Raw genomic sequence first — 12,543 nt, forward strand, 5'->3', positions numbered from 1 at the left:
ACCTCCGGCGTGATCCCCATGGGTGCCGCGCGCCGGCATGGCGCCCGAGGACTGGCGGGTGCAAGTGCTCGCCTTCAACGGCCTGATCTGGTCACAGCTCACCCTCCCCGACGGCCTGGGCATCACCGACACGGACCCGGTCGTGGAACTCCTGGCCCGCCGCCTCCTGCCGCCCCCGACCACGTGACGAGGGCGCGTCGGTCGTGCCCGCCCGGCCGACCGCGTGGGCCTGGGAAGACCACGTCGTGAGGTCCCGCTGGGGCCGACCGGCCCCCGCGCTCAGATCCGCCGCCGCGCGGGCGTAGCCGACGACCGGCGGGCGCGTGTCGTCCGCCCGCCACACGACCGCCAGTTCGCAGGGCGCCACCCCGGTGACCGGGCGCACCACCACCTCGTCCCTGGCGATCAGCGGCGCGTTGCCCTCGGCCAGGAGCACCACGCCGTCGCCGTTGGCCACCGCCTCGTGGGCTTCCTCGGCGCTGGCGATCTCGGCGCCGACGACCGGTTCCCGGCCGCCGCGCGCGTCCAGCGCGAGCCAGTAGTCGCGCACGTGGCCCGCCGATTCGGGCAGCGCGAGAAACGGCTCGTCCAGCAGCTCGGCGAAGTCGACGCTCCCCCGCGCCGCCAGGCGGTGGCCCGAGGGCAGGGCGACCAGGCGCGGCTCGCGTGCGACGACCACCCACCGGTACCGGTCCGAGTCGGGGATCGGCAGCCAGACGAAGCCGACGTCGGTCGAGCCGTCGGCGAGGCCGACCGTCGGGTCGCCCCAGCCGACCTGGCGCAGGGTGATCCGGGCGGTCGGGTGCTCGACGACGAGCCTGGACCGCAGCGCGGGCAGCAGGCCTCGGCCGGGACTGGTGCTCATGCCGACCACCAGCGTCGCCCGCTGCGCGGCTTTCGCCGACTCGACCGCCGCCCGGGCCCGCTGCCACTCGGCGACGATCCGCTCGGCGTGCGGCAACAGAGCGGCACCGACCGCGGTCAACCGCACCTCGCGCCGGTCCCGCTCGAACAGCGGCGCGCCGAGCTGCCGCTCCAGCACCCGGATCTGCTTGCTCAGCGCGGGCTGGGACACGAACAGCCGCGCGGCCGCACGGGTGAAGTGCAGCTCCTCGGCGACCGTGACGAAGTAGTTCAGGTCCCGTCCGTGCACGTCCATGACCAATGGCTATCACAACGGATCTTGGACGACGACCGGCCCGTCGGCCACCGTGGACCCAGCCCAACGCACGCAGAGGAGCGAAGTTGATCGACAACCCGAAGGTCTGGCTGGTGACCGGCGCGAACAGCGGCTTCGGCCGGGCGATCACCGAGAACGCGGTCGCCCTGGGCGACACCGTCATCGCCGCCGTCCGCCGCCCGGACACGCTGGCCGACCTGGTGGCCGCCTACCCCGACCAGGTGGACCCAGTGCGGCTGGACGTCACCGACACCGCGCAGATCGAGGCGGTGGTCGCGGACGTGCTGGCCCGGCACGGCCGGATCGACGTCCTGGTGAACAACGCGGGCCGCACCCAGGTCGGCGCGGTCGAGGAGACCACCGACGCCGACCTGCGGTACCTGTTCGACCTGCACTTCTTCGGCCCGGCCGCGCTGATCCGCGCGGTGCTGCCGTCGATGCGGACCCGGCGCGGCGGCGCGATCGTGAACATGGGCAGCGTCGGCGGGCAGCTGTCGTTCGCCGGGTTCTCCGCCTACAGCGCGACGAAGTTCGCCCTCGAAGGGCTTTCCGAGGCGTTGGCCGACGAGGTCGCGGAGTTCGGGATCAAGGTGTTGGTGGTCGAGCCCGGCGCGTTCCGCACCAACCTGTTCGGCGCGGGCGCGGCGCACTTCAGCGCGGAGAACCCGGCCTACGCGAACAGCGCGGGCCGGACCCGGGAGTACGTCGCGACGGGGCACGGCGAGCAGGCGGGCGACCCGGCCAAGGCGGCAGCGGCCATCCGGGCGGCGCTGGCCGCCGACCGCACCCCGCTGCGGCTGCCGCTCGGCGACGACTCGGTGGACGCGATCCTCGGCCACCTCGACGCGGTGCGCGCGGAGATCGCCGACTGGGAGAAGGTCGCCCGGGACACCGCGTTCGGCGGATGAGCTCCGTCGGGCCGCGGAGCGCGGGGAAGTGCGCCTGAACGGGCGGGGCATCACGGCGAGGCGTCCGACCACCGTGCTGTGATCGCTCACATTCTCAATGCAGAACGACCGATTGTCGAATACCGGGATTCGGATTCCCTATCCGCGTGGCAGCCTCCTTGGAATGTCTCAATTGGCATGTTAGCGTTCACAGCCTTGGCGTGACCCCGGTCACGCCAAGGCTGTGAGCCGACCGAGAAGAGGAACTGCCCATGTCCCTGCCCGAACGGCTGCCACGTGGCGGCGTGCGGCGCTCCGTGATGACGTTCGTCGGCGTGGCCGGCCTGGTCGGGGCGCTGCTCACCGGTTGCGGCACCGAGGGGCAACCCGCGTCCGCCTCGATCACCCGGTTGACGTTCTGGAGCGGCTACGCGGGTCCGGCGCCCACGGCGCTGGAGGCGATCGTGGACGAGTTCAACTCGGCGAACCCGGACGTCCGGATCGAGGTGAGCCTCATGCCGTGGGACGTGTTCTTCCAGAACCTGCTACCCGCCTACTCCTCCGAAGGTGGCCCGGACCTCGCCGCGTTCGACAGCACCCGGGTCGCCCAGTACGCGAAGAAGGGCGTGCTCGCACCGGTGGACGACTGGTTCGCCGCCGACCCCGCGTCCAACGCGCTGGTCACGGCGGCGGTCGACGCGGTCACCTACCAGGGCGTGAAGTACGCGGTGCCGATGACCTTCACCAGCCTCAAGCTGTGCTACAACCGGGCGCTGTTCACCGAGGCCGGGCTTGATCCGGTCCGGCCGCCCACCACCTGGGACCAGTGGCGCAACGCCATGATCCGGTCGACGTCCGACGATGACGACGACGGGGTTCCCGAGCGGTACGGCCTGGCGATCCCGGACCACGAGACCATCCCGGTCTGGCCGATCCTGCTGTGGGGCCACGGCGGCGACCTCCTGGAACCCGACGGGTCGAAGTCCGCGCTCACCCGGCCGGAGTCGATCGCCGCGGTCCGGACCTGGACCGATCTCGTGACCAGGAAGAAGGTCTCCCCCACCGGGCTCTCGGGCGCCGAGGCCGAGGAGCTGTTCCGCACCGGCAAGGCCGCCATGACGATCACCGGACCGTGGGCCACCGGCGGCTTCCGGGACGCGGGCGTCGACTTCGACCTCGCCCCCGTGCCGCCCGGACCGATCCGGCAGGCCACCCTGGGCTCGACCACGTCGCTGGCCCTGAGCGCCACGCTGACGCCCGAGAAGAAGCGGGCCGCGCAGCGGTTCCTGTCCTACTGGGTGGGTGAGCAGGCGCAGGAGAGCTGGATGAAGGGCTCCGGCTACCCCTCGATCCGCCTCGACCAGTACGCGCCGAACGACAACCCGCTGGTCGGCGAGTTCGCCGACGACGCGCGGATCGCCCAGCCGCTGATGCCGGGCACCGTCGAGTTCGCCAAGATCCACGACGACGTGTTCGAGCCGGCGATCCGGGACGTCGTCAGCGGCAAGGTCGGCGTGGACGACGGCATGGCGGCGGCGTCACGGCGCATCGACGAGATCCTGGCCGCATCGGGTTGACCAACCGGCGTCGAGCCCGGTGATCTCCGCGCACACCCCGCCGCGCACACCCCGCCGGTCGCGTCCACGCCGGACGGAACCCTTTCCCTGCCGGGGAAGAGGACCAAGCCGCGTGGCCTGTGACCGGCGGGGTCGCCGTGCCCGCGACCGGTTCAGTCGCCGAGCATGTTCGCGCCCTTCACCGAATCGTCGGTGGCCGTGAGGAGACCCCGCACGTTGGCGTTGAACTCGGCTTTGTCGACGCGGCCGTCGCTGTCGGCGTCCATCCCGTTGAAGGCGACCAAGGCGGTCTGCTCCGGGTCGGGGATGTCCGCGCTGCGGTACAACGCGATCAGCTCCGCCTGGTCGATGTAGCCGTCACCGTTGCGGTCGACCACGTCGAAGCACCGGTCCGAGGCGGCCATCCACAGGTCGACCACGGTCTCGGCCGACAGCCGCCGCGCCACGTGCGCCGCCTCGAACTCCTCCTTCGTCACGACGGCGTCCCCGTCGACGTCCGCGGCACCGTGGACGTACTCCCAGAGCCGCCGGTAGGCGGTCAGGAAGTCGCGGACCTCGGGTGCGTCCTCGGCGAGCCCGAACTCCTGACCGATGCGGCCCGTCTTCGTCTCGAAGTCCGACCATTCGAGGATTCCGTCACCGTTCAGGTCGAGTGCCACGAAAATGCGGTCGATGTTCCGGGCGAGCACCTCATCGGACATGGATTCACCTGTTCTCGTCGTTGTTCTCGGCCTCCGAGGGGAAGCCTAACGACGCAGATCGGCGCACCGAATCGCGAAGATGGGTTCAATAGTTCACTCGAACGGTTATCGCGAACGCCGTGCACAATGGGTCGCATTGCCGGTAGAACACCGGCCGCCCCGATGGGAACGACGGCTGGAAGTGATCGGTGTTTCTTCGGGGCAGACCGATGCCGGCCGGATCAGACGGTGAGGAGGGTCTTGATGGCCCGACGCTCGTCCATGGCTTGATAGCCCTCGGCGGCCCGGTCGAGCGGGAGGGTGAGGTCGAAGACCTTGCCCGGGTCGATCTCCCGGCGCCGGATCAGGTCGACCAGTTCGGGCAGGAAGCGGCGGACGGGTGCGGGGCCGCCGTGCAGGTGGACGTGGGAGAAGAACATCTCCATGCCGGGCAGTGCGACCTCGTGGGTGACGCCGACGTAGCCCACGTGCCCGCCGGGCCGGGTCGAGCGGATGGCCTGCATCATCGACTCCTGGGTGCCCACCGCCTCGATGACCGAGTGCGCGCCGAGCCCGTCGGTGAGGTCCTTGATCCTCGCCACGCCCTCGTCGCCGCGCTCGGTCACGACGTCGGTGGCCCCGTAGTCGAGGGCGAGCTCCTGTCGCGACTCGTGGCGGCTCATCGCGATGATCCGCTCCGCACCGAGCCGCGCCGCGGCCAGCACGCCGAGCAGGCCGACCGCGCCGTCGCCGACGACCGCGACGGTCTTGCCGGGGCCCGCCGCGGCGGCCACCGCGGCGAACCAGCCGGTGCCCAGCACGTCGGAGGCGGCCAGCAGGCCGGGCACCAGGTCGTCCGGGGGCAGGTCGGGGGTCGCCACCAGGGTGCTGGCGCCCAGGCGGCACCCGCAGGAGTTCCGCCTGGGCGCCGATACCGCCCATCTGCACCCGGTGCACGCACGAGCTCTGGTAGCCGGCCCGGCAGATCTCGCAGGTGTTGTCCGAGGCGAAGAACGAGCCGACCACGAACTGCCCCGGCCGCACGTCGCGGACCTCGTCACCGACCTGCTCGACGACGCCCACGTACTCGTGCCCCATCGGCGTGGGCCCGCTGATCTCCTCGATGCCCCGGTAGGGCCACAGGTCGGAGCCGCAGACGCAGGTCGCGGACAGGCGGATGACCGCGTCCGTCGGCGCGACGATCCGCGGGTCCTCGCGTTCCTCGACCCGGACGTCGCCGGGGGCGTGCAGGACGGCACCGCGCATGGTGGTCCTCCTCGATCTCGTCCGGGAGTTCCCGCCTGGCGCGGCCTCGAACCGGCGGTTACCCGGACGGGCGCCGGAACGGGCGCGGGCGGCGCGGTCAGGTCGGGCGGTCCTGGTCAGGTGGCCTCGGTCAGGCGGTCCGGGTCAGGTAGCGACGGTCAGGTAGCCACGGTCAGGCGGCCTCGGCCGGATGGTCCCCGTCAGAGCACCGGAAGGGGCACGACGTCGAAGGCGTTGGAAAGGCCGAGCCGGTAGTCCACCTGGTCCTTGACCTTGAGCAGCTCGAACTCCGGCGCCCGGTACAGCTCGTGCACCACCGCGCGGGGGGCGGTGGACCCGGCCTCGTCCAGCAGCGCGTTCACCGCCAGGCGCGCGGCGCTGTTCGCCGCCTCCATGCCGGCCACGTTGATCGGCGTCTGCACGTAGTCACCGGCGAGGAAGAGGTTGGGCACGGCGGTGCGCGCGGTCGGGCGTCGGCGCCAGGACCCGACCGGTTGCACGACCAGTTCGTCGGCGTTGGTCGGGTTCGGACCGCCCAACCCGGTCACGCCGGGATCCAGGAACCAGGTCACCAGCGACGATTCGTCGAGCACCTGGCCACCGGAGTCGTTGAGGTGCTGCTTGAGCTGCGCCAGCACCTCCTGGACGATCTGCCGTTCGGTCAGCTGCTTCGCGGGGCGGCCGAACAGGACGCCGGGAGTGTCCCAGTCGGAGATCACTACGGACACGCAGTCGGCGGTGGTGCCGTCGCCGTAGTCGGCCCGGAAGTCGCGCTCCGGCCAGAACGCGGCCTGGCTGATCGAGCTCAGCGACCACGGCGCGTGGACGTAGTAGACGTGACCGTGCACGAGCGGGGTCGGCCGGTCGAAGTAGAGCATCAGGCCGGTCATCCACTGCGTCTCCAACGTGGCCGCGTCGCGCAACCGCGGGTCGGCGGCCAGCAGGTCCGCGTTCCACACCCGTCTGGCGTGGTCCACGGGCAGCGCGCAGACGTAGTAGTCGGCCTCGACCTGCTCTTGGCGCCCCTCGGGGTCGCGGACGCGCGCCGCCGAGATCCGGCCGCCGTCCACGGCGAGGTCCTCGACCGCCCACCCGACGCGGAACTCCACCCCGAGGCGGCGCAGGTGCTGCTCCCACGGGTCGATCCACGCCTCGTTCGTCGGCAGGTCCAGCACCCGGTCCACCGGGCCCTCCGCGCCGCGGCCGAGGAGGTTGAACAGGATGCGCTCGAACACCAGGCCGGCGGTGTGCGTGCTGGCGTTGTCGGTCCTGGTCGACGACAGCACGCGGGTGGGGCCGTGGACGAAGATCCGCCGGTAGTCCTCCGACTTGCCCTGCGCGCGCAGGAAGTCCGGCCAGGTGGTGTGCTCCCACTGGTTCGGGCGGCGTTCCTCGCAGCTGGTGAGGTAGACCAGGATGCGCTGGGCGAAGACCGCGGCCTCGTGCGGTGGCAGGTGGAACTGGGTCTCGACCACGGCTCGCACCTGCCGCAGCAGCACGTCCGGCGAGAGCTGCTCCGGCAGGCCGCCCAGGCCCAGCGGGATGCGCAGGTCTTCCCGTCCCCCGGCGAAGGACGCCAGGAACCCGGTCGCCGCGGTCAGTTGTCGTGCACGCCGTTGGCGTTGCCCGGGAACGGGACCCTGCGCAGCGTGTCGGGCAGGTCGTGGTAGAAACCGAAGAAGATCCGGAAGCCGTGCTCGCCCGGAAGGTCGCGCCGACCACCGCGGCCCGTGCCCGGCACGGGCATGCTGCGGCACTTCCCACCGAGGGCGCGCCATTCGTAGAGGGTGACCGCGAACCCGCGCTCGGCCAACTCGTGCGCCGCCGTCATCCCCGCGACCCCGCCGCCGAGGACCGCCACCGTGGCGCCCGCGCGACTGCCCTCCGCCACTCCCGGCAGGGCCAACCCCGCCACACCGGCACCCGCGCCCGCCAGGAAAGTGCGACGACTGAGCTCGACTCCGTCCACGGACACCGCCCCACCCTCGAACCGGCCCCAACCGGGCGGCACTGTAGCGCACCGCCCGGCCGTCAGGCGATGATCGTCGGCATTCCACTCGATGGCGAAACCGTTGCGCGACAACGGTCATACCGAACACCGGTCATGAGCACAACGGCCACAATCACCCGTTCAGGTACAGCGCAGCAGGCTGTGGCCGGGCCTCAGCCAGCGCCAGGGCGGCGTCGTAGCACTTGGTGGCTTGCTCGACCTCACCCAGCCGGATCAGGCACTCGCCGCGGTTGTTCAAGGTCAACGCTTGGCCGTACGGGTGGCCGAAGTCGCGGTAGAGCTCCAGCGCTTGGCCGAGCAGCACATCGACCTCCCGCGACGACCCGGCAGCCACCAGTGACGCACCCAACTCGGTGAACGCGTCCGGCCTTGCCGACGGGGAAAGTCGAGGTCCTCGTAACACGCCAGGGCGACGTTCAGGGCGTCCGCGGCCGCTGCGAGGTTCGGCGTCCAGCAGCCGGAACGCGAGGTTGATCGACGCGGACGTGACGCCGTGCTCGTCGTGTCGCACTTCGCCCGCGCGCAGGGCCGACCGCAGCCTCATCCGCGTCTCGGCGGAGCGTCCGGCGTTGTGGTCGAGCAGGGCCGCTGCCGGCGCCTTCGGGAAGGTCTCGGTGAACAGCGCCTTGAGGATGTCGGGCCGGCGAGCAGCAGCAGCCACGAGGATGGTCCGGTGCAGTGCACGGCGGCGGTCATACGCGACCCCACTCGATCGGACTCGACGCTCGGTGGGCGCTACTTCACACCGCGATCGGCGTCGCCGGCGAAGGAGCCGCCGAAGCACCGAGTGGGCTTGTCCATTCTGGACGACCGGCAGTGGCGGCGCCACGAACGCGTCCCTCCAGCGGCCGCGCTGAAGGGCGCGGTCGAACGCACGACGGCACGGCTTCCCCACCTCGAACAACCGAGGATCGAGCACGGCGGACACCCCTCGGGCACGGCGCCGGGAAGTCGATCACCGAGGCGGGCACCCACCGAAACTTTTCGCCGAGCCTGTTGACACCGGGACGGCGACGTTCGTACGGTCTACCTGAGCAGCGTTGGCGCTCGGACGTCATGGGAGCCAACGGCTTTCGAACGACGACCCAAGCCGACGAGTGATCTCACGGCTGAAGTGCCCACCGATTGGATAGCGCTTTCCAGCACCATCCCGGCCAAATTGAATCGTTTCACAACCAGCGTGGCGCCATCCTGCGGCCGTGTTGCCGCAGGCTGCGCGCAGTCACCGCTGGGAGCGTTCCCAGAATCTGCGACGGAGGAGCAACGGTGCTCACCAACTTTGTTCAGGGTGCGGGCTGTCGCCGTGACGACCTCACGACGCAGGCACCATCGGATCGGCTGGTACGCGCAGCGGCACGGTAGCCGCTCCCCCTCATGGCGCCCGGTCGTCGGCCGAGTACTCCGCCGACGCCGTCACCGGTCCGTGCCACCGGCAACCCGATCTCACCCCCTCACCTGTTGGAGGTCCGTCATGCTCGTGCACAGGCGGCGCACCGCGCTGCTCGCCACAAGCGTCACCTTGGCCGTCGCCGGCGGCGGTGTGCTGATACCCGCGGCTTCGGCCGCTCCGACCCGCTACGAGGCGGAAAGCGCACCGGCCACCTGCGCCGGCGTCATCGAGTCCAACCACACCGGCTTCTCCGGCAGCGGGTTCTGCAACGCGGACAACGCGGTCGGGGCGGCGGCGCAGTTCACCGTCACGGCGGCCGCGGCGGGCCCCGCGACCATCGCCGTCCGGTACGCCAACGGCGCGACCGCCAACCGCCCCGCGGACGTGCTGGTCAACGGCGCGGTCGCCCACCCGGGCACCGCGTTCGACCCGACCGGCGCCTGGAGCACGTGGGCCACGAAGACGCTCACCGTCCCGGTGAACGCCGGCACGAACACGATCCGGTTGAGCCCGACCACCGCGGACGGCCTGGCGAACGTCGACCACCTCGAAGTCGACGTCGCGGGCACCCCGCCCACCGGCAAGCAGATGGAGGACCTCGACCGGGGCCTGATCAGCGTGCGCTCCGGGACCGGCAACCTGGTCTCGTGGCGGCTCCTGGGCACCGAGCCTGCCTCGACCGGGTTCAACGTCTACCGGGGCGCGACGAAGCTGAACGGCTCCCCCATCACCAACTCCACGAACTTCCTGGACTCCGGGGCAGCGGCGGACGCCTCGTACACGGTCCGCGCGGTCGAGGACGGGGTGGAGAAGGAGCCGTCCGGACCGTCACTGCGCTTCGCCGGCGGCAACTACCTGGACGTGCCGATCTCCCGGCCGGGCAGCACCTACACGGCCGGTGACGCGAGCGTCGGCGACGCCGACGGTGACGGCCAGTACGAGATCTTCCTCAAGTGGGATCCCAACGACCAGAAGGACAACTCCCAGTCCGGTTACACCAGCAACGTCTACATCGACGCCTACAAGCTCAACGGGCAGCGGCTGTGGCGTGTCAACCTGGGCCGCAACATCCGCGCCGGCGCGCACTACACCCAGTTCCAGGTGTACGACTACGACGGTGACGGCCGGGCCGAGATGGCGGTCAGGACGGGCGACGGCACGGTGTCCGGCACGGGTCAGGTGATCGGCAACGCGAACGCCGACCACCGCAACTCCGGCGGTCACATCATCACCGGGCCCGAGTACCTGACCGTCTTCAACGGGCTCACCGGCGCCGCGATGTCCACGGTGCCCTTCGACCCCGCTCGCGGCAACATCTGCGACTGGGGCGACTGCAACGGCAACCGGGGCGACCGGTTCCTGGCCGGCACCGCGTACCTGGACGGACAGCGCCCCAGCATCATCATGGGCCGCGGCTACTACGAGAAGAGCACCATCGCGGCGTGGGACTTCCGCAACGGGCAGCTCACCCGGCGCTGGAAGTTCGACTCCGGCTCCGCAGGCCGCCAGTGGACCGGCCGCGGCACCCACTCGCTGTCCATCGCCGACGTCGACGGCAACGGCAACGACGAGATCATCTACGGCGGCATGACCATCAACGCCGACGGCACCGGGCGGTACACCACGAGCTTCTACGCCCACGGCGACGCGCTGCACGTGGGTGATTTCATCCCCAGCCGCCCGGGCAAGGAGATCTGGCAGATCCACGAGCAGAGCTCCGGCGCCGCCGCCACCCTGCGGGACGCCAACAACGGCGCCACCATCATGCAGAAGAACAACACCTGCAGCTGTGAGGGCCCGGCTCGCGGTGTGGCCGGCGACGTGTACGCCGGGAACCCGGGCGCCGAGTTCTGGGGCAAGGGCACCGGCCTGACGAACCTGTTCAACGGCTCCGGCGGCAGCGTCGGACGGGCGCCGGCCAGCGCGAACTTCCTCGCCTGGTGGGACGCCGACCCGGTGCGGGAACTGCTGGACGGCAACCACGTCGACAAGTACGGCACCGGCGGTGACACACGCCTGCTCACCGGCAGCGGAGCGCACTCCATCAACGGCACCAAGGCCACCCCGTCGCTCTCCGGCGACCTGTTCGGCGACTGGCGTGAGGAGATCATCCTGCCGCGCGACGACAACGCCGCGCTGCGCGTCTACGCCACGTCGACCCAGACCGACCGGCGGATCCACACCCTCATGCACGACGCCCAGTACCGCGTGGCCATCGCGTGGCAGAACAGCGCCTACAACCAGCCGCCGCACCCGAGCTTCTTCCTCGGCGGCGGCATGAGCACCCTGTCCCAGCCGACCATCTACGTCCGCTGACCCCGATCGGAGGGGCGGGCCGGTTCGCGTCGAGCCGGCCCGCCCCTCCGTCGTCCCGGTCGGGTGCCGGAGTCTCGTCACGCGTAGTGGGCGAAGATCCGGCGTTCGGCGCCGTCGACGGTGATGGCACCGCCGTGCGGGAGGATCCACTGCGGTCTGGTGTGTCCGAAGGGGACTCCGACGCAGACGACCGCCTCCGGGTTGTAGCGGCCCACCACCTCGACGACCGCGTCACGTTGTTCGGCGCGCAACCGCGACCGGTCCCGGGCGGACGGCCGGCGGGTGAGGTCGGACACCGGTGGCCGGGCCACCAGGACCGCCTCCACCTCGCCGAGGATCCCGCGTTCGCCGAGCGAGCGGACGATCCACCCGACGTTGCGCGCCGGGAGGAGCTCCTCGGAGGTCTCGATGATGAGCACGCCGCCCCGGAGGACCTGTGGTGGGAACGGGAACCGCCCCGCGGTCAGGATCCACTCGACCACCTCCAGGCAGCCGCCCCAGGCGCGGCCGGTCACCGATCGGGCCGGCCCGTGCCAGCTCCAGGGCTCCGTCGCCTCGCGTTCGCCGAAGGAGTCCAGGGCGCGCGGATCGGCCCAGTCGACGCCGACGTCCTCGGACTCACCCGGATCGGTGATCTCCAGTCGCTCGCCGGTCAGCAGGGCCGCCCGCAGCGACCGGGCGTGGACGTCGTCCACGGCGGGTCCGGGACCGAGGTGGACCTGCGACGAGCCGCCGTAGAAGCTGGCGATGCCGTTCGCCCAGAGCCAGTGGTGCAGGTTGGTGTTGTCACTGGTCCCGAGGAACGGCTTCGGGTCCGCCCGGGCGAGGTCGGCGACCAGGTGCGGGATCACGGTGATCTGGTCCTCGCCGCCGACGACGGCGAGGATCCCCCGGATCAGCGGGTCCGCGAAGGCGGCGTTGACGTCCGCGGCGCGCGCCGCGGGTGTCGCCCCGACGTCCCGCGTCGTCGGGTACTCGACCGGGATGAGGCCGGTCACCTCGGTGAGCCGGCGCATCGCCTGCTCGTGCACCTCGGGGAAGGCGCCGGCGGCGGCGAACGACGGCGAGAGGACCGCGATGCGGTCTCCCGGCCGGGCTTTCGGCGGGTGGACGAGATCGGGCGCCATGCCCGGAACCCCACCACGTGACCCGCGGGTGCGCACCTCCATTTGTCCGCCGACCGCGTGGACCGGTCGACGTGCGGGGTCGCCCGCCACCTGCGGCGGCGGGCGACCC

The 12,543-nt window shown here is 71.3% G+C and carries 9 protein-coding genes and 1 pseudogene; 3 read left to right on the forward strand and 7 right to left on the reverse strand.

Going from position 1 to position 12,543, the window contains the following annotated elements; all coding sequences use genetic code 11:
- Positions 1 to 91: 91 nt before the first annotated feature.
- A complete protein-coding gene (locus AB0K14_RS33195; RefSeq protein ID WP_360457833.1) occupies positions 92 to 1,159 on the reverse strand; it encodes a LysR family transcriptional regulator in 1,068 nt (355 codons plus the stop codon).
- 86 nt (positions 1,160 to 1,245) lie between these two features.
- On the opposite strand from AB0K14_RS33195, the gene AB0K14_RS33200 reads away from it, so the two are divergent.
- Positions 1,246 to 2,088, forward strand: coding sequence for an oxidoreductase (locus tag AB0K14_RS33200; protein WP_360457830.1), 843 nt, complete (start codon positions 1,246 to 1,248; stop codon positions 2,086 to 2,088).
- 251 nt (positions 2,089 to 2,339) lie between these two features.
- The gene (locus AB0K14_RS33205) at positions 2,340 to 3,644 is read left to right on the forward strand and encodes an ABC transporter substrate-binding protein (protein ID WP_360457827.1); all 1,305 of its coding nucleotides are present in this window, start codon (positions 2,340 to 2,342) and stop codon (positions 3,642 to 3,644) included.
- A gap of 152 nt (positions 3,645 to 3,796) precedes the next feature.
- Here AB0K14_RS33205 and AB0K14_RS33210 read toward each other — a convergent pair whose 3' ends face one another.
- The 5 genes and pseudogenes from AB0K14_RS33210 to AB0K14_RS33230 form a co-directional block, all read right to left on the reverse strand.
- Positions 3,797 to 4,345 carry an EF-hand domain-containing protein gene (locus AB0K14_RS33210; RefSeq protein WP_360457824.1) on the reverse strand — a complete coding sequence of 183 codons (549 nt, stop codon included), beginning with the start codon at positions 4,343 to 4,345 and terminating at the stop codon, positions 3,797 to 3,799.
- Positions 4,346 to 4,566: 221 nt separating this feature from the next.
- Positions 4,567 to 5,590, reverse strand: a pseudogene (locus AB0K14_RS33215) (zinc-dependent alcohol dehydrogenase family protein).
- Between the two features lie 200 nt (positions 5,591 to 5,790).
- Complete coding sequence (locus AB0K14_RS33220; protein ID WP_360457821.1) at positions 5,791 to 7,065, reverse strand: FAD-dependent oxidoreductase; 1,275 nt, start codon at positions 7,063 to 7,065, stop codon at positions 5,791 to 5,793.
- A 122-nt stretch (positions 7,066 to 7,187) separates the two neighbouring features.
- Positions 7,188 to 7,565, reverse strand: coding sequence for an FAD-dependent oxidoreductase (locus tag AB0K14_RS33225; protein ID WP_360457818.1), 378 nt, complete (start codon positions 7,563 to 7,565; stop codon positions 7,188 to 7,190).
- A gap of 148 nt (positions 7,566 to 7,713) precedes the next feature.
- Positions 7,714 to 8,262 carry a tetratricopeptide repeat protein gene (locus AB0K14_RS33230; protein WP_360457815.1) on the reverse strand — a complete coding sequence of 183 codons (549 nt, stop codon included), beginning with the start codon at positions 8,260 to 8,262 and terminating at the stop codon, positions 7,714 to 7,716.
- A gap of 810 nt (positions 8,263 to 9,072) precedes the next feature.
- Here AB0K14_RS33230 and AB0K14_RS33235 point away from each other — a divergent pair.
- On the forward strand, positions 9,073 to 11,307 hold the full coding sequence (locus AB0K14_RS33235) for a carbohydrate-binding protein (protein ID WP_360457812.1): 2,235 nt from the start codon (positions 9,073 to 9,075) through the stop codon (positions 11,305 to 11,307).
- 77 nt (positions 11,308 to 11,384) lie between these two features.
- Here the strand turns inward: AB0K14_RS33235 and AB0K14_RS33240 are convergent, their stop codons facing one another.
- Positions 11,385 to 12,434: an LD-carboxypeptidase gene (locus AB0K14_RS33240; RefSeq protein ID WP_360457809.1), complete on the reverse strand. Its 1,050-nt coding sequence runs from the start codon at positions 12,432 to 12,434 to the stop codon at positions 11,385 to 11,387.
- Between the last annotated feature and the right edge of the window lie 109 nt (positions 12,435 to 12,543).

Source organism: Actinosynnema sp. NPDC050801, from assembly GCF_040673975.1.
Lineage (GTDB): Bacteria > Actinomycetota > Actinomycetes > Mycobacteriales > Pseudonocardiaceae > Actinosynnema.

Bases quoted from the DNA above. Each gene is read 5' to 3' on its own strand.
- AB0K14_RS33195 (WP_360457833.1), bottom strand. From the start codon at position 1,159: ATGGACGTGCACGGACGGGACCTGAACTACTTCGTCACGGTCGCCGAG.
- AB0K14_RS33205 (WP_360457827.1), top strand. From the start codon at position 2,340: ATGTCCCTGCCCGAACGGCTGCCACGTGGCGGCGTGCGGCGCTCCGTG.
- AB0K14_RS33210 (WP_360457824.1), bottom strand. From the start codon at position 4,345: ATGTCCGATGAGGTGCTCGCCCGGAACATCGACCGCATTTTCGTGGCA.
- AB0K14_RS33235 (WP_360457812.1), top strand. From the start codon at position 9,073: ATGCTCGTGCACAGGCGGCGCACCGCGCTGCTCGCCACAAGCGTCACC.
- AB0K14_RS33240 (WP_360457809.1), bottom strand. From the start codon at position 12,434: ATGGCGCCCGATCTCGTCCACCCGCCGAAAGCCCGGCCGGGAGACCGC.